Raw genomic sequence first — 15868 nt, forward strand, 5'->3', positions numbered from 1 at the left:
AGGGGCCGGCGTCCACCGGCCCCTCGACCGGCCGTCAAGGCTTGCCGCGGAAGCGGTGGTGCAGCGCGCGGATCTCCTCGGCCAGCGCCGGGACCGGGCCTTCCACCACGAGCCCGGGGACGACCTCCCCGATCGGCAGGGCGCGTACGGGGGAGGCCGAAACACCCAGTTCGGCCAGCCAGTCGCCGGTCTGCTCGGCCGAACTGACGTAGACGATGCGGCCGAGGCCCACCCAGCCGTGCGCCGCCGCGCACATCGGGCAGTGCTCCCCGGAGGTGAAGACGGTGGCCGCCGCCCGCTCCGGGGGTGTCAGGTGCGCGGCCGCCCAGCGGGCCAGTTCGATCTCGGGGTGGCGGGTCGGGTCCCCGGTACTGCGCTCGCGGTTGCGGTCCTCGGCGAGGACCGTGCCGTCCGCGGCGACCAGGACCGAGCCGAACGGCTCGTCGCCGGCCGCCACGGCCTCGGCGGCCAGTTCCACACAGCGGCGCAGGTGGATGAGTTCGTCGTCCGACACGGTCATCGCGTCTCCGTCATTTCGCTTCGGTGGAATCGGCGGGCGGGGTGCGCTCGCCGGCAGGGGTGCGCTCGCCGGGCGGGGTGCGAGCGCCGTTGGGGGTGCGCAGTCGCTCGGCCACCCGGGCCAGCATGCGCCACGCGGCACCGGGATGCCGGGTCTCGTTCGGATCGCCGTCGAACGGATCGAGCACGACGGTCTCGGCGCCCAGGCCGCGCAGGCCGTCCAGATCGCCGAGAACCTGCTCGATCGTGCCCTCGCCCGCGAGTCGCGTGGCGTCGGGCAGCGGCTCGTCGGTGACGTGCAGCGCGATCCGGGGCACCAGCGCCGGCGTCGCCCGGCCCTCCCCCTCTGCGATGTCGCGCATCCGGTCGACCGCCGCCCGCATCCACGGCATGGTGCGGCGCAGCGGATGCCAGGCGTCGCCGAGGCGCACCGCTCGGCGGATGCCCGCGTCGCTGTTGCCGCCGACCCAGATCGGGATACCGCCCGCGCGGTAGTCGTCCTCGCCGCCCGCCCACGCGGCGCGAATCGCCGCGAGGTGCTCGTCGGTGGTCCGGCCCCGGCGCTCGAACGCCAGCCCGAGTGCGGCGAATTCCTGCCGCGCCCAGCCGACGCCCACGCCGAGCACCAGGCGCTCGTCGCTCAATCGGTGCAGGTTGGCGGCCATCCGGGCGACGAGCAGGGGGTGTCGGTAGGGGACGATGAGCACCGTGGTGCCCAGTCGGACCCGCCGGGTGACGCCGGCCAGCCAGGCGAGCGTGGTGAAGGGTTCGTAGAAGGGTGCGGGGTACTGCTCCGCGACGTCGGGCGTGATCGCGATGTGGTCGGAGACCATCAGCAGGTCGAATCCCAGCCCCTCCACGGTCTGTGCCCAGTCGCGCAGCATGACCGGATCCGTGCCGGGGCCGAAATTGGGGACGTTGACACCGAGTTGCATGGATCGAGGCTATCCGCCGGCAACCCGATGACTGAAGACATAATTCCTGCCCTTCCGACCTGATCGCCGTGGATCCGCCGGTAGTCTGGCCGAATGACCGAGGATCTCGACGCCACCGACTGGGCCATCCTGAGCGAGCTGCAACGCGACGGTCGTATCCCGCTGACCGAACTCGGGCGTCGGGTCAGTCTGAGCGCGTCCGCGACCACGGAGCGGGTCAGGCGTCTGGAGGCGGTCGGCGTGATCACCGGCTACCGGGCGGAGGTCGACCTCGCCCGGACGGGCTTCGCCGTGCTGGCCGTGGTGCGCCTGAAGTACCCCGGAAGTCGGCACGGCCCGCTGCACCGCCTGCTGGAGGAGCGGCGGGAGATCCTGGAGTGTCTGCGCACCACGGGCGAGGACTGCTACACGCTCAAGGTGGCGGCCACGTCGATGCCGCACCTGGAGGCGATCATCGACCGCCTCGCGCAGTTCGGCAGCACCACCACGAACATCGTCTACAGCCAGACGCTGACCTATCGCGGCCCCGCCCGCCCCACCCCGCCCGGCGACGACCGGGACGGGGAGCGCGCGGCGGACTGACCCCGCGGGACCTGCTACTCGACGACGAGTTCGACCGGGATGTTGCCCCGAGTGGCGTTGGAGTACGGGCAGACCTGGTGGGTGGCCTCGATCAGGGCGCGACCCTGCTCGGCGGACAGGTGCTCGGGCAGTTCCACGCGCAGCGTCACGCCCAGCCCGAAGCCGCCGTCGCCGTTCGGGTTCAGGTCGACCTCGGCCGTGACCGAGGCGTCGGCCGCGTCCACGCCCTGGCGCTTGGCGACCAGCTGCATGGCGCTGGCGAAGCAGGCCGAGTAGCCGGCCGCGAACAGTTGCTCGGGGTTGGTGCCGATCCCGTCGCCGCCGAGTTCGCGCTGTATGCCCAGCTTGACGTCGAGTTGCCCGTCGGAGCTGACCGCCCGGGCGTCACGTCCGGCCGAGGTCGCGATCGCGGTGTACAGGCTCATGGTGGTCCCGCCTTCTCCAGGTGATGGCAGACAGATCCGCGTAGTGGCAGACAGATCTGTCTGGTCGGTCGACGGATCCGACGGTAGACAGACCTGTCTGGTAAAGTCAAGGCATGCCCACGACGACCCCCGATCGACCCCGCGAGAGCCCGGCCCGCCGCCGCGTGCTCGACACCGCGAGCGCGCTCTTCTACGCGGAGGGCGTGCATGCCGTGGGAGTGGACCGGATCATCGCCGAGGCGGCCGTCGCGAAGGCGACCTTCTACCACCACTTCCCGGCCAAGGACACGCTCGTCCACGCCTATCTGACGGAGCAGTTCGAGGCGCAGCGCCGGGCCGTCGACGACTTCCTCGCCGACTCCGCCGACCTGCCGCCGCGCGAGGTCCTGGTGCGGCTGTTCGACCTGATCGTCGAGATCGGCCGCCAACCCGGCTTCCGGGGGTGCGCGTTCGTCAACGCCGCCGCCGAATTCCCGGATCTCGCGCATCCGGTCCGCGGCGCGATCCAGGACCACCGGACCTGGTTCCGGACGATGCTGACCGACCTGCTGACCGCGGCCGGCGACGCCCGCCCCCGGGCCACCGCCGACATCCTCATGCTGGTGCGCGACGGCCTGGCGGTCGGCTGCCACCTGGACGACGCCGACGCCATGCGCCGCATCGCCCGAGACGCGCTCGACCGGGTCCTGGGCGCCCCCGACGACCCGACGCGATAGCCGGCCCGGCTCCCATGCTCTTCGTGGGTTCTCGACGAGCGGTGGCCCGTCCGGATCTTCGACTGCCCCGCGCGCGCGGGAGTTGCGCCCACATCACTCGCGATCGCGCGCCGGGTGTGTCGGGCCCACTCCCGGGTGAACACACCTACGCTGCCTGTGGGTGGCGCGGCCGTGCGGTGCGAGATCGGTGATTTCGGAGGCGGATGTGGTGCGTGACGGTGGGAGATTCGACGTCGTCGTGGTCGGCGGCGGCCACAACGGCCTGGTCGCCGCCGCCTACCTGGCGCGGGCGGGGCGCTCGGTCGTGGTGCTGGAACGGCTCGACGAGGTCGGCGGCGCGGCGGTGTCGGCGCGGCCGTTCCCCGGGGTCGACGTGCGGTTGTCGCGCTACTCGTACCTGGTCGGCCTGCTGCCCCGAAAGATCGTCGAGGACCTGCGACTGCCCCTGGTGACGCGGCGTCGGCGGATCGGGTCGTACACCCCGCGCGGCGCCGACGGCCTGCTCGTCGACACCGAGGACCGGGCGGGCACCCGGGCCGAACTGACCCGGTTCGCGGGCGCACCCGACGCCGACGCGTGGGAGCGGTTCGGCGCGGCCACGGGCCGGCTGGCCCGGCGCGTGTTCCCCACCCTCACCGAACCGCTGCGCTCCGAGGCCGAGTTCCGCCGCCTCGTGGACGACGAGCGGATCTGGGACGCGGTGTTCGCACAACCCCTGTCGGGTCTGATCGAGGCGGAGTTCGCCGACGACACGGTACGGGGCGTGCTCGCCACCGACGCGCTGATCGGCACGTTCGCGTCGATGCACGACCCCGCGCTGCGGCAGAACCGGTGTTTCCTCTACCACGTGATCGGCGGCGGTACGGGCGACTGGGACGTCCCGGTGGGCGGCATGGGCGCGGTCACCGCGAGCCTGGCCGACGCGGCTCGGACGGCGGGCGCACACCTGCGCACGGGCGCGACGGTGACCGCCGTGAATCCCGACGGCGAGGTGTACTACACGGTCGGCGACACGGAGTATCGCGTGGGGGGCGCACACGTGTTGGCCGCCGTCGCGCCACAGACGCTGGGCCGGCTGCTGGGCGAGCCGGCCGCCGGCCCCGCGCCGGAGGGGTCGCAGCTCAAGGTCAACATGGTGCTGGCCCGGCTGCCGCGCCTGCGTGATCCGCGCGCGGACCCGCGCCGGGCGTTCGCGGGCACCTTCCACGTCAACGAGGGTTATGCCCACATCGCCGACGCGTACGAGCAGGCCGCGGCCGGGCGGATGCCGACGTTGCCGCCCGGCGAGATGTACTGCCACACCCTCACCGACCCCTCGATCCTGGGTCCGGGGCCCCGGGCCGCCGGGGTGCATACGCTGACGCTGTTCGGCCTGCACATGCCCGCGCGCCTGTTCGCCGACGACCACGACGGCGCTCGGGCGAAGGCGCTGCGCGCGATGCTCGGCTCCGTCGACGACGTGCTCGCCGAGCCGATCGAGGACTGTCTGCTGCGCGACGCGAACGGCGACCCGTGCCTCGAGGTGCACACGCCGCTCGACCTGGCGGACGAACTCGGGCTGCCCGCCGGGCACATCTTCCACCGCGACCTGTCCTGGCCGTACACGCCCGCCGGCGAACCATCGGGGACGTGGGGCGTCGAGACGGCCCACGAGCGCATCCTGCTGTGCGGCGCCGGCGCCCGGCGCGGCGGCGGGGTGAGCGGCGTCCCCGGCCACAACGCGGCGATGGCGGTACTGCGCGGGCCGGTCCGCGGCGCCGGCGTCAGCGGGGCGACGCGTCCAGGTAGGTGAGCACGGCGAGGACGCGACGGTGTCCGGCGTCGCCGGCGGCCAGGCCGAGCTTGGCGAAGATGTTGCCGATGTGCTTGTGCACCGCGTTGTCCGTCACCCGCATGCGGGCGGCCATGGTCGTGTTGTCGAGGCCCTGGGCCATCAGGCCGAGGACTTCGCGCTCGCGGGTGGTCAGCACGGTCAGCGGATCGTCCCGGCGGCGCACGACCTGCGCGATCACCTCGGCGTCCAGCGCCAGGCCGCCGGCCGCGACCTTGCGCAGCGCCTCGACGAACTCCGCGACCCGGCCGACCCGGTCCTTGAGCAGGTAGCCGACGCCGTGGTGGCCGGTGGACAGCAGTTCGGTCGCGTAGGTCTGCTCGATGTACTGCGACAACACCAGGATGGGGAAGTCCGGCCGGCGACGGCGCACTTCGATCGCCGCCTGCAAACCCTCGTCACGGTACGACGGCGGCAGGCGTACGTCGACGATGGCCGCCCGCGGTTCCTCCTCCGCCACCGCCGCGAGCAGGTCGTCGGCCGTGTCGACGACGCGGGCGACCTCGAATCCGTGTCGGGCGAGGATGAGTTGCAACCCCTCCGCGAGCAGCACGTTGTCCTCGGCGATCACCAACCGCACGGCAACCCCACCGTGATCGAGGTGGGGCCGCCCGCCGGGCTGTCCACCGTCACCTCGCCGTCGAGCGCCATCGCCCGTCGACGTATTCCGGCGAGTCCGGTGCCCCGCGCCTCGTCGGCGCCGCCCGTGCCGTCGTCGGTGACCCGGATCCGCAGGCGGTCGGCCTCGCGGTCGAGCGTCACGGTGGCGACGGAGGCTCCGCTGTGCTTGGTCGCGTTGGTCAGCGCCTCGACGACGGTGAAGTAGGCGACCGTCTCGACGGCGGCGGGTATGTCGCCCAGTTCGCCCACATCGAGCCGGGCGGGCACCCCCGACCGTGCCACGACCGCCGTCAACGCCCCGGACAGGCCCCGGTCGGCGAGGATCGGCGGGTAGATCGTGCGGATCACGTCGCGCAGTTCGGCCAACGCGGCCTCGGCGCTCGTATGCGCCCGTTCGATCAGCGCCTCGGCCGTGTCCGGATCCTCGCGCACGGCCTGCCGGGCCAGGGCGAGGTGGATCGTCATCGCGACGAGCCTACCCTGCGTGCCGTCGTGCAGATCCCGCTCGATCCGGCGCAGTTCGGCGCCGTGCGCGTCGAGTACGTCGGCCCGGGTCCGGGTGAGCGCGGCCACGCGCAACTCCAGCCGCTCCGCCCGCGACGACGCGAGCAGCCGGGCCTGGGCGCGGGCGAGCGGCGGCAGCCCGAAGCACGTCACGGCGCCGAGGCCGACGACCTGGACGACACCGAGGGCCAACGCGTCGCCCCAGCCGTCGATCGGGACGTCCACCCACAATCGTGGCCGGTCGGCGGGGGGAAACGCCCACCAGGCGGTCAGCCCGATCACGCCGACGATCGTGTTGCCGACCACGAGCAGCGCGAGCAGGCCCGCCGGCACGCCGGTCGCCGCGTTGAGCGCCAACCACCGGCGCGTGGTCGGCGCCGAACCGCTCACTACGCCGAGCCGGCGCCGCGCGGCGGATCGCCGACGGTTTGCCCAGTCGCCCACCGTCCCCGGGTGCGCGAGGAAGAGCAGCCCACCGAGCGCGGCGAACGTGTTGCCGAGCAGGTAGGCGCAGGCACGCACCGCGTTCGCCGCATACATGACGGTCAGTATGCGAACAGGGGCCCACCCCCGCACTACAGCCCGCTGTACCGAAACACCTGCGGCCGGTGGTATCGGCGGCCGGGCCGGCGCCGGCTAGCTTTCCGGCCATGGGAAAACACCTGCGTACCCTTCCGCTGACCCTGGCCCTGGCCCTGGGTGCCACGACAGCCGGCGTGCTGATCGCGCCGCCCGCCGTGGGCGCGGCGGCCCCGCCCTGTTCGCCGATCGCCGGCGAGCGGGCCGGCGCCGGCGCGCCCCACGGCGTGCCCGACCATCGCCGGTTGCGGCGTGACGCCGAGGCGGTGTCGGCCCTGGGCATCCCGGCCGTGCAGGCCAGGGCGACGGCCGGCCGGATCACCTGTTCCGCGCGCGTCGGCGTCGCCGATGTGCGCACCGGCCGGGAGATCCCCGCCGACGGCGCGTTCCGGATCGCCAGCACGTCCAAGGCCCTCACCGCGACCGTGGTGCTCCAACTCGTCGGCGAGGGCCGCCTGGGGCTCGACGACCGGATCGAACGATGGTTGCCGGGGCTGGTGGCCGGTCGCGACATCACGATCCGCCAGGTGCTCCAGCACACCTCCGGCCTGCCCGACGCCATCCCGTCGTGGAACACCGAGGCGGAGTACCTGAAGCTGCGTTATCGGCAGTACTCCACCCGGCGGTTGGTGGAGGACGCGGTCGCCATGCCGCGACTCTTCGAGCCGGGCGAGGGTTGGGCCTACTCCAACACCGGCTACCTGATCGCCGAGCTGATCATCGAACGGGTCACCGGGCGACCGTGGGCCGCCGAGTTCGAGCGGCGCATCTTCCGCCCGCTGGGCATGGACCACACCTACTGGCCCGGATCATCGCCCGACATCCGCCTGCCGCACGCGCTGCAATACCAGCGCTTCGACGGCGAACTCGTGGACGTCACCTCCCAGATCCCCGCCTATCCGGCGGCCGGCATCGTCTCCACCACGCGCGATCTCGACGTCTTCTTCCGGGCGCTGCTCGGCGGACGCCTGCTCCGCCCCGCCGAACTGGCCGCGATGAAGAGCACGCGTCCCGTCGACGCCGCGCTGCAAAAGTTCTGGCCGCGCGCCGAATACGGCCTCGGCCTGGTATCCCGCCCGCTGACCGACACCGGCGACGAGCGCTATTGGGGACACGACGGCGGCGACTCGGGCTCCATCGTCACCACCGGCTTCACCGAGGACGGCCGACGGGGTGCGGTGGTCTCGATGAACTTCGGGCTCGACGCGAGCTTCGACGAAACCCTCGCCCAACAACGCGCCGCCGACCGGGTCGTGCGGAACGTGCTCCGCCCGCCGCGTCGGTGAGCTGTCGGTCGGCGGGGTGTCGAAGTTTACGGTCCCGGGCGCGGGTCCCCGACGACGGGTGGGATCATGACACCTCGGCATCGGCACGGATCGGGGAGGGATCGGATGGGCGCCCGCACCCCGGCGACGGCGGAGCTGTTGTTGGGATGCGCCGATCCGGAACTGGCATCGCGGGTCCGGGCCCGGCTCGGTTTGGCCGGACCGGGCGCCGATCCCGCCCCGGAACTCGGCCGCGCGACACCGAACAAGCCCACCGAGCGAAGCTCTTGGCGGCATGCCGGCGACGCCCGCGAAGTACGTCTGCTCTCCGCCGCGACGCCCGACTGGGACGAGGTGATCGAGGCCCATCGCCGCGAACCCCTCCGGGAGTTCGCCCGCACGATCCTCCTCGCGGATCGCCGCTGTCCGCCGCGGGTCGCCCTCGAACTGGTCGTCGCGCCGCCCGAGCGGCTTCGGTCGCAGTGGGCCACCGGACCGCTCGAAGCCGCGTTGGTGAGCGGGGTGTTGACTCCGCGTCGGATCGTGTTGTCGGCGACGCCCGGCTGGTGGGCGATCCGCATCCTGGAGTTCTTCGTGCGTCCCCGGCACTATCGGCGGCTCGCGGCGATCGACCGAGTGCTCGACGAGGCGGCCGAGTTGTTGCCGGGTGACGACCTCGCGGCGTGGGGGTGGTTGATCGCACACGCCCCCGATCATCGGGGGACGTTCCCCCAGTTGTGCGCCGACGCCGCGCGGCTGTCCGGTTCGTCCGGGACCGGCACCTACACCGGCTCGGGCTCGGGCGCGGCCGTGATGGGTCGCGAGTTCGACGCCGTCGTGCCCGGTCCGGCCGTCGGTGAGTGGAAGCGGTGGGGCGCGTACTCGCCGGCCGGGATGCTGGGCCGGGTGGATCCCACGATCGCGGCCCGCGTGGTCGCCGCGCTGCCCGTCGAGGTCGTGCGCGGCTTCGCCCGCGCCGGGACGGCGTTGGCCGGACGCGTCGTACTGCCCGCGCTGAAGCGGGTGCCGGAGCACACCTGGGACCTGGTCCACGACGTCGTACCCACCGCCCCGACCGTCGAGCGGCTGCTCGCGCTGCACGACCCGAACGTCAACGCGGCGTTGTTGTCGGCGCATCCGGGCCCGGACGCCGCCTACGCGATCCACCGGGCCACCCGTCGCGACGCGCGGCCACGCGTACGGCTGCCCCTCGAACGCCGCGCCTGGCTGAGTTCGCGGCTGGCGAACGACTGCGCCGAGGCGGTCCACAGTCACCATCCGTATCTGATCCGGGCCGCCTTCGAGCACTACGGGGCCCATGGCCTCGGCGGCCCGGCCACGCTGCGCGCCCTGCTCGGCCTGTGGGAGACCCGGGGCCGCGTCGCGCTGTTCGACCGACGGGTCAGGCTGCGGCTCGGCGGCGAGCACGAAACGGCGCGGACCTTCCTGGACACGACGCGCGCGTTCGACGGTCTGCGCCGGCTGCGCCGCGCGGTGGCCGATTCCGGGCGACCGGCGGCACTGCTCGCGGCGATGCGCCGCAATCCCGAGATCGCGACCCGGTATGTCCCGGACACGTTCTGGCCGGAGGCGAGCGCCGCCCACCGGCGGGGCGAGTTGCCCGGCGCCGTCCTGGCCAACCTCGCCGCCCAACCCCGTTGCCCGGACGAACTCGCCCTGGCCGCCTGCCGCTTGGACCCGCAGGCGGCCGCGCGCGTGGGGCCGCGCTCACCCGCCCACGCCCGCGCCGCACTCGGCCATCCACTGCGCGAGCCGTTGCGGGACCGGCCCAGCGAGTGGCTCGACGCGGCGGACAACTGGTACGTCGACGCGGTCGCCGACGGCACGCTCACCATGCGTGAGTTCGTCGAGACGGCGCGGCCGCCGCTGCGCATGCTCGGCGCCCTCGACGCCTTCGCGGCCCTGCTCCCCGAAGAACTCGACCAGGCCCGTCGGCTGATCGCCGCACACGTGGCGAACACCCTCGGCGACAGTGTCGACGCGTGGGTGATCGCCGGCCGCATCGCCCCCGATTTCCCGGGCACGCTCCCGGAGTTGCTGACCACGGCGACCGCGGCGGCCACGTGAGGAGCAAGCGGCCGTGCCCGGTCAGGCGGTCTTGACCGCCACCCCGCCGTACATCGCGATGTCCGCGTCGCGGATCTCCGGCGCGTCCGGGTCCGGACGCCAGTGGTGCACGAGCGTCACGCCCGGGTCCAGCAACTCGTAGCCGTCGAAGAAGGCGAGCGTCTCCTTCCGGTCCCGGATCTGGAGCGGGATGCCGCGCGCGTTGTACTCGCGCCCGACCCCGCCCACGCCCACCGGGTCGGTGTCGCCGGTGAACACGGTCAGCACCAGGAAGCTGCCCGGGGCGAGTTGGTCCATCAGACGCCGCACCAGGCCCTGGGGGTCGTCCTCGTCGAGCACGAAGTGCACGATCGCGACCAGGGACAGCGCCACCGGCTTCGACAGGTCCAGCACCTCGCGCAACTGCGGGGCGTCGATGATCGAGTCGATGTCGCGCAGGTCGGCGTCCACGTAGCAGGTGCGGCCCTCGGGGGTGCTCGACATCAGCGCCCGAGCGTGGGTCAGCACGATCGGGTCGTTGTCGACGTAGGCGACCCGCGTCTCCGGGGCGATGCCCTGCGCGATCTCGTGCACGTTCGGCGAGGTCGGGATCCCGGTGCCGATGTCCAGGAACTGCCGTATCCCGTACCGCTCGGTGAGGTGCCGCACCGCCCGCTGCATGAAGGTGCGGGTGGTGCGCATCGAAATCGGCAGGGCCGGCCACGCCTGTACCGACGCCTTCGCGGCCACCCGGTCCGGTTCGAAGTTGGTCTTCCCACCGATGAGGTAGTCGTAGACCCGGGCCGAATGCGGGACGTCCAGCCGCAGATCGACCGCCGGCCAGGGCTCCTCGCGCCGATCCCGCGACATCCACTCCGCTTCCGACATCCCTCGCCTCTTCCCTCGGTCGCACAGGCAACCAACCGCCTCATCGGCACGCCGTGTTGTGCATGGTAACCGGCTGCACGCGAACGTACGTCGGCCCCCACGAGCGGAGTTGCGTCGTGGGGGCCGACATCGTGCGGGTGCGGCGGGTGCGGCGGTTACTTGCGTGCGGGGGCGATCCAGACGACGGCGCCCGTGTCATGCGGCAGCGGGGTGATCGGGAACACGGTCACGCCGTATGCCTTCTCCAACCCGGGGTTGCCGTTGCCGGTCACCGAATCGTGGAACGGCTTGCCGTAGTTCGCGAAGTCCGGCGAGCCGTCCGGCCTGGTCACCTTGGTCGAGTACGGCGCCCGCGCCGGAACCACGGTGGAACCGTCGCGGTCCTTGCCCACGAATCCGTTCGGGCCCGCCTCGACACCCGGCGCGTAGCCGAACACGTCGGAGAAGAACCGCACCGGCTCCGTCTTGGCGAAGTTCGCGCAGTGGTCGCCGGCCCGGAGGCAGGCCTGGAATCCCGCGGTGTCCTTGAAACCGAACGCCGCGTTCGCCGACTGCACCCGGGCCTCCACGTTGGCCGCCTCGTTCGACGGCAGGTGCGGGAAGCGGTACGGCTCGGGGTTCGCGTCGACGAGCAACAACTCGCCCTTGGCGCCGAACGACGGGCTCCGGTCGAGGTAGTTGAGGACGCCGTTGTTCGGGTACTCGTTGTCCCGGAGCCACACCAGCAGGCCCGGCGCGTTGTAGGCGAGCTTGGAGCGCTTGCCGTTCTCGCCGAACGTGTAGGTGTACTTCAGGCCCTGGTCGAAGCCGGACAGGTTGCGCCATTCGAGCAGGTAGTACTGCTCCTTGTTGAAGGTGCCGTCGGAGCGGATCCACCCGGCGCCGCGAGTGCCCGCGCCGACCGAACCCGCCACGGGTGTCCAGCCGTTGTCGCCCTGCTCGACGTCGTCCGACCACACGGTGGTGCCACCGTTGGTGAGCGAGAAGTCGTCGGCGAGCCAACCCTTCTCCTGCGTCGCGGCGTCCGTGTCGACGCCCAGGCGCAGTTTGATGTTCTGCCCGGCGTACGCGGTCAGGTCCACGTGGTCGTGGCGCCAGCCGTTGCTGTCGCCGGTGAGCCCGGTGCTCTTGCCGAACCGTCGCAGGTTGCCGTTCGGGTCCGGGTAGTTCGACGGGGTGGACACGAGCGTGCCCGCCTCGTCGCGGACCTCCAGCTGCTTCCACGTGGTGCCGCCGTCGGTGGAGACCTCGACGAAGCCGAAGTCCCAATCCACCTCCAGCGAATAGTCGCTCCACCACTGGAACTTCAGGTCGGTCCCGGCCGGGACCGCGAGGTCGCGGACGAGTTTGACGTCCGCCCACTCCTGGTCGTTGTTCGAATACCACGCCTTGGTGCCGCTGTGCGGCGTGGAGAATCGGAACACCTTGTCGGGCAGGTTGACCCGGACCGCCTGTTGGGTGCCCTTGGGTGTCTTGGCCGCCTGGCCCAGGGTGGCGATCGTGGGTTTGTCACCCACCTTCAGGACCTGGGGGGTCAGCCAGCCGAGCGTGTACTTGGACCACGCGCTCATGTTGGCGGGCATCGACTGGAACAGCGGGCCCGAGTGGGAGCCGCTCGCCATCAGGTCCCAGAAGTTGACGTCGGACTCACCGCGCGCGGGAGTGCTGAAGTTGTCGTACAGGTCCGGCAGACCGAGGTCGTGACCGTACTCGTGGGCGAACACGCCCACGCCGGAGTCCTCCGGCTGCACGATGTAGTTGGCGACCTTGACGTTCTGTCCGGGGACGGTGTAGCCGCCCGCCACGGCGCTGGAGTGCGCCCAGATGGCGTACGTGCCCTCGGCGCCGCCGCCGGAGGACTTGTCCTTGCCCGAGTGCACCAGGACCAGGTGGTCGACCACGCCGTCGGGCTCCTGCGTGTTGCCGTCGTTGTCGGCGTCGCCGGTGTCCTCCTTGTCGTAGTCGGCCCACGGGAAGTTCGGCTGGCTGCGCGCGAGTTCGTTCACCGCGTCGATCGCGAGCGTGGCCGCGCCACCCGGGTTGTTCGGGTGTCCGGTCATGTCCTGCTCACGCTTGCCGCAGGCGCCCGCGCCGTACCACGCCTCGGAGTGCGGGACCTTGATCCACGGGGTGGCGGTGCCGGAGACGGTGTACTTGCCGCCCGACATCTCCTCGTACATGTTCTTCATCGTGTAGCCGGAGACGTCGATGCCCGGCTTGCCGTCGGGACCGGTCAGGTCCTTGCGCATGCGCTCGGTGATGCCCTGCTTGGTGTAGAGCATCTTGTTGAAGTGCTCGGGGCTGAAGTCCTTGACCCACGGCGTGTTGTTGTCGTTCCCGGCCAGTGCCGGGTCCGGAATCGTGTTGTGCAGCGGGCCGTTCTTGATGGTGCCCGGTGGTTCGACGACGCAGGACGGGTCCTGGACGCTCGCGCGGCGGTTGAACCCGGAGAAGTCGTCGTTGGCGTTCTCGTTGAACTCGACGAGAACGGTCAGCAATTTGGCGTTCTGTTGCCGACCCGGCGCCAAGCCGCTCTTCTCGGCCTTCAGTTGCTCCGGACTCTTGCCCGTGCGCTGGGACTCGGCTTCCAGCAGGCGCAGTTGCCCCGCCGCGCGAGGATTGCCCTCACGGTCCTTGCTGCCGCGCCCCTCCTTGGCCCTGCGGGCCTTGTCCGCGGCGGACGGTTCGCCGTCGACGCCGGTGCCCTGGGGGAACTCGGCTTCGACGGTGTTGAGATAGGTGTCCTCGGGTCCGGGGTTCCACACCGCCCGGGTGTTGTCCACACGCACGGGCGCGGCGACGGACGCGGCGCCGGTCACCGTGGAAAGGCCCGCGGCCACGAGCACGGAAGCCGACAGTAAGGTCACCGGGCCACGGAAACGCCGTATGCCTCGCGGCGGCGTACCGCCGCGCCCGGGTATCGCTCGACTCAAGATGGTCTCCCCTTCCGCCCGGAAGGTGCTCCCGGACGCGAAGCGACGCCGATCAGGGTGCTGTGGTGCCTTACGCGCCCACGACGTCGAGCTGATTCGGCAGAGCCCGACCCCCACCTCCCGCCGGCCGTCGGGTCACGACGGAGACGGGATTTCGCGTCGGGCATCCGGACCCTAGATGCGCCTGTGACACCAGAGACAGGGGAGGCAAAGATTTCTTTATGGACTCTTTACCCAAGACCCACGACAGCCCCGGGAAAAGGCCCGCGAATCCGGGAAAATCGCGCGCACCGATGAGTTCGCGAACCCGGGGCAGTCCTTTGCGATGGGCCGCAAAGGTCCTCGCGATCCCGCCCGGACCCGGCCGGGTCCGCGCACCACCGACAACCAGGAGGACGTCCGATGTCCCAACCCGAACCCCGCACCCGACTGGACTCGCGCTACAGCCACCCCGACGCCGAGGCCGTGCCGTGGTCGGTGGCGGTCACCCGCCTGGCGACCGCCCCGGTGTTCTGGCTGAGCACGGTGCGGCCGGACGGACGACCGCACGTGACACCGCTGTTGGCGGTCTGGCTGGAAAACGCGCTGCACTTTTGCACCGGCGCCGACGAACGGAAGGCGCACAACCTCCATACCAATGCGAACTGCGTGCTGACCACCGGCGACAACGCCCTGGACCGGGGCCTCGACCTGGTCGTCGAGGGTCGCGCCGTACCCCTGGCGGACGACCCGTCCCTGCGCCGCATCGCCGACGCGTACGCGGGCAAGTACGGCCCCGACTGGCGGTTCGAGGTCCGCGACGGCGCCTTCCACGGCAGCGGGGGCAATGTGGCCCGGGTCCTGCGGGTGGCGCCGACCACCGTGTTCGGCTTCGGCAAGGGCGCGTACAGCCAGACCCGGTGGCGCTTCGACGCCGTCTGAGGTCGCGCCCGGACGGCCCCGGTCAGGCGAACGGGCCCTCGACGACGAAGCGGCGCAACGAACCGGCGAACTCCCGTGCCGCACCCGGCGGCCAGGCGTCCAGGCTCGCGGTGATGTGATCGGCCAGTCGGCGGCGCAGTTCGACCACCGCACGCTCCCCCGCGTCGGTGAGCACGAGCAGCGCCGCCCTCCGGTCGGTGGGGTGCGGTTCACGCCGTACCAGTCCGGCCTCCTCCAGGCGGGTGGCGCGGCGGGTGACGCCGGAGCGGTCGAGTCCGACGTCGGGCGCCAGGTCGGCCGCGCTGCGCGGCCCCGTCCGGGCCAGCGCGCTCAGGACCGGGTAGGTCACCTCGTCCACCCCCTCGCCCATGCCCTCGGTCAGCGACCGGTGCAGCCGCTCGCGCGTCGTGCGCCGCAACAGCAGGCCCAGCGCGTCGGCGATCTCGTATCCCACCTCGTTGTCCACACCACGAAGGATAGCGTGCGCGGCGCACGCACATGGTGCTACGGTATGGGCACGAGATGCGTGCGTCACGCACGGATCTCTCTCCTTTCCTTCCGCTCACCCGAAAGGCGGGACCTCCCATGGCCCCCACCGGTATCGCCGCAGCCCTCACCGACCTGCTCTTCGCCCGCGACCTCCCGCTCGACGAGGCCGCCGATCGGCACTTCGCCCCGGATTACCGCCAGCGCACCGATGGGGAGTGGGCCGACCGTGCCGAATTCCTCGCGCACATCGCCCACTTGCGCACGATCGTGGCCGACGGTTCCGTCGAGGTCCACGACGAACTGCGCGAGGGGACCCGCTACGCCGACCGGCACACGGTCGACATCACCAAGCACGACGGCTCGACCGTACGCACAGAGGTCTACGTCTTCGCCGACCTGGCCCCCGACGGTCGTTTCCACCGCATCGAGGAAGTCACCCTCATGCTCCGAGGCGACGAGGCCGACCGGAATCTCGGCAGCGCCCGCTGAATCCGGCCGGCCCGACCCGGGTCCCGCCCCCGCCCCCCCCCCCCCGGCCCCCCGGCGGCGCCGGGGGGGCCCGGGTAGCGGGGGGGGATAAAAAAAACACCCCC

The 15868-nt window shown here is 71.8% G+C and carries 15 protein-coding genes; 7 read left to right on the forward strand and 8 right to left on the reverse strand.

Annotated elements, in window-relative coordinates; all coding sequences use genetic code 11:
• Nucleotides 1–34: 34 nt before the first annotated feature.
• Both ACFRCG_RS44300 and ACFRCG_RS44305 read right to left on the reverse strand, forming a co-directional pair.
• Nucleotides 35–520, reverse strand: coding sequence for a nucleoside deaminase (locus ACFRCG_RS44300; RefSeq protein WP_380042335.1), 486 nt, complete (start codon nucleotides 518–520; stop codon nucleotides 35–37).
• Between the two features lie 10 nt (nucleotides 521–530).
• On the reverse strand, nucleotides 531–1454 hold the full coding sequence (locus ACFRCG_RS44305) for an LLM class flavin-dependent oxidoreductase (protein WP_380042336.1): 924 nt from the start codon (nucleotides 1452–1454) through the stop codon (nucleotides 531–533).
• A gap of 93 nt (nucleotides 1455–1547) precedes the next feature.
• On the opposite strand from ACFRCG_RS44305, the gene ACFRCG_RS44310 reads away from it, so the two are divergent.
• Nucleotides 1548–2036 (forward strand): Lrp/AsnC family transcriptional regulator, encoded by a 489-nt coding sequence (locus tag ACFRCG_RS44310; protein ID WP_380042337.1) that lies wholly within the window; start codon nucleotides 1548–1550, stop codon nucleotides 2034–2036.
• A 14-nt stretch (nucleotides 2037–2050) separates the two neighbouring features.
• On the opposite strand, the gene ACFRCG_RS44315 is transcribed toward ACFRCG_RS44310, so the two are convergent.
• The gene (locus ACFRCG_RS44315) at nucleotides 2051–2461 is read right to left on the reverse strand and encodes an organic hydroperoxide resistance protein (protein WP_380042338.1); all 411 of its coding nucleotides are present in this window, start codon (nucleotides 2459–2461) and stop codon (nucleotides 2051–2053) included.
• 113 nt (nucleotides 2462–2574) lie between these two features.
• Between ACFRCG_RS44315 and ACFRCG_RS44320 the strand changes: the two genes are divergently transcribed.
• Together ACFRCG_RS44320 and ACFRCG_RS44325 are read left to right on the forward strand one after the other, a co-directional pair.
• A complete protein-coding gene (locus ACFRCG_RS44320; protein WP_380042339.1) occupies nucleotides 2575–3177 on the forward strand; it encodes a TetR/AcrR family transcriptional regulator in 603 nt (200 codons plus the stop codon).
• Nucleotides 3178–3385: 208 nt separating this feature from the next.
• On the forward strand, nucleotides 3386–4969 hold the full coding sequence (locus tag ACFRCG_RS44325) for a phytoene desaturase family protein (protein ID WP_380042340.1): 1584 nt from the start codon (nucleotides 3386–3388) through the stop codon (nucleotides 4967–4969).
• Here the strand turns inward: ACFRCG_RS44325 and ACFRCG_RS44330 are convergent.
• Together ACFRCG_RS44330 and ACFRCG_RS44335 are read right to left on the reverse strand one after the other, a co-directional pair.
• Nucleotides 4941–5588: a response regulator gene (locus ACFRCG_RS44330; protein WP_380042341.1), complete on the reverse strand. Its 648-nt coding sequence runs from the start codon at nucleotides 5586–5588 to the stop codon at nucleotides 4941–4943. The genes ACFRCG_RS44325 and ACFRCG_RS44330 overlap by 29 nt on opposite strands.
• Nucleotides 5576–6673 (reverse strand): sensor histidine kinase, encoded by a 1098-nt coding sequence (locus ACFRCG_RS44335; RefSeq protein WP_380042342.1) that lies wholly within the window; start codon nucleotides 6671–6673, stop codon nucleotides 5576–5578. Before ACFRCG_RS44335 ends, ACFRCG_RS44330 begins: the two co-directional genes overlap by 13 nt.
• Before the next feature lie 110 nt (nucleotides 6674–6783).
• Here ACFRCG_RS44335 and ACFRCG_RS44340 point away from each other — a divergent pair, with 110 nt between their 5' ends.
• Nucleotides 6784–7998 (forward strand): serine hydrolase domain-containing protein, encoded by a 1215-nt coding sequence (locus ACFRCG_RS44340; RefSeq protein WP_380042343.1) that lies wholly within the window; start codon nucleotides 6784–6786, stop codon nucleotides 7996–7998.
• A gap of 105 nt (nucleotides 7999–8103) precedes the next feature.
• Nucleotides 8104–10065, forward strand: a complete 1962-nt coding sequence (locus ACFRCG_RS44345; protein WP_380042344.1) for a hypothetical protein — start codon at nucleotides 8104–8106, stop codon at nucleotides 10063–10065.
• Nucleotides 10066–10086: 21 nt separating this feature from the next.
• Here ACFRCG_RS44345 and ACFRCG_RS44350 read toward each other — a convergent pair whose 3' ends face one another.
• Together ACFRCG_RS44350 and ACFRCG_RS44355 are read right to left on the reverse strand one after the other, a co-directional pair.
• Nucleotides 10087–10932, reverse strand: coding sequence for an SAM-dependent methyltransferase (locus ACFRCG_RS44350; RefSeq protein ID WP_380042345.1), 846 nt, complete (start codon nucleotides 10930–10932; stop codon nucleotides 10087–10089).
• A gap of 155 nt (nucleotides 10933–11087) precedes the next feature.
• A complete protein-coding gene (locus tag ACFRCG_RS44355) occupies nucleotides 11088–13799 on the reverse strand; it encodes an immune inhibitor A domain-containing protein (RefSeq protein ID WP_380042346.1) in 2712 nt (903 codons plus the stop codon).
• A 468-nt stretch (nucleotides 13800–14267) separates the two neighbouring features.
• Between ACFRCG_RS44355 and ACFRCG_RS44360 the strand changes: the two genes are divergently transcribed.
• Nucleotides 14268–14786, forward strand: a complete 519-nt coding sequence (locus tag ACFRCG_RS44360; protein WP_380042347.1) for a pyridoxamine 5'-phosphate oxidase family protein — start codon at nucleotides 14268–14270, stop codon at nucleotides 14784–14786.
• A gap of 22 nt (nucleotides 14787–14808) precedes the next feature.
• On the opposite strand, the gene ACFRCG_RS44365 is transcribed toward ACFRCG_RS44360, so the two are convergent.
• Nucleotides 14809–15252: a MarR family winged helix-turn-helix transcriptional regulator gene (locus tag ACFRCG_RS44365; protein WP_380042348.1), complete on the reverse strand. Its 444-nt coding sequence runs from the start codon at nucleotides 15250–15252 to the stop codon at nucleotides 14809–14811.
• Between the two features lie 119 nt (nucleotides 15253–15371).
• On the opposite strand from ACFRCG_RS44365, the gene ACFRCG_RS44370 reads away from it, so the two are divergent.
• Entirely contained in the window at nucleotides 15372–15764 is a 393-nt protein-coding gene (locus tag ACFRCG_RS44370) for a nuclear transport factor 2 family protein (protein ID WP_380042349.1), read from the forward strand.
• Nucleotides 15765–15868: the final 104 nt, after the last annotated feature.

The organism is Embleya sp. NPDC056575, assembly GCF_042793325.1.
In the GTDB taxonomy this organism is placed as follows: Bacteria; Actinomycetota; Actinomycetes; order Streptomycetales; family Streptomycetaceae; genus Embleya.

Excerpts from the sequence above, each read along its gene's own strand:
- ACFRCG_RS44315 (WP_380042338.1), bottom strand. The coding sequence starts at position 2,461 with ATGAGCCTGTACACCGCGATCGCGACCTCGGCCGGACGTGACGCCCGG.
- ACFRCG_RS44320 (WP_380042339.1), top strand. The coding sequence starts at position 2,575 with ATGCCCACGACGACCCCCGATCGACCCCGCGAGAGCCCGGCCCGCCGC.
- ACFRCG_RS44310 (WP_380042337.1), top strand. The coding sequence starts at position 1,548 with ATGACCGAGGATCTCGACGCCACCGACTGGGCCATCCTGAGCGAGCTG.
- ACFRCG_RS44370 (WP_380042349.1), top strand. The coding sequence starts at position 15,372 with ATGGCCCCCACCGGTATCGCCGCAGCCCTCACCGACCTGCTCTTCGCC.
- ACFRCG_RS44350 (WP_380042345.1), bottom strand. The coding sequence starts at position 10,932 with ATGTCGGAAGCGGAGTGGATGTCGCGGGATCGGCGCGAGGAGCCCTGG.
- ACFRCG_RS44340 (WP_380042343.1), top strand. The coding sequence starts at position 6,784 with ATGGGAAAACACCTGCGTACCCTTCCGCTGACCCTGGCCCTGGCCCTG.
- ACFRCG_RS44300 (WP_380042335.1), bottom strand. The coding sequence starts at position 520 with ATGACCGTGTCGGACGACGAACTCATCCACCTGCGCCGCTGTGTGGAA.
- ACFRCG_RS44360 (WP_380042347.1), top strand. The coding sequence starts at position 14,268 with ATGTCCCAACCCGAACCCCGCACCCGACTGGACTCGCGCTACAGCCAC.
- ACFRCG_RS44305 (WP_380042336.1), bottom strand. The coding sequence starts at position 1,454 with ATGCAACTCGGTGTCAACGTCCCCAATTTCGGCCCCGGCACGGATCCG.
- ACFRCG_RS44335 (WP_380042342.1), bottom strand. The coding sequence starts at position 6,673 with ATGTATGCGGCGAACGCGGTGCGTGCCTGCGCCTACCTGCTCGGCAAC.
- ACFRCG_RS44345 (WP_380042344.1), top strand. The coding sequence starts at position 8,104 with ATGGGCGCCCGCACCCCGGCGACGGCGGAGCTGTTGTTGGGATGCGCC.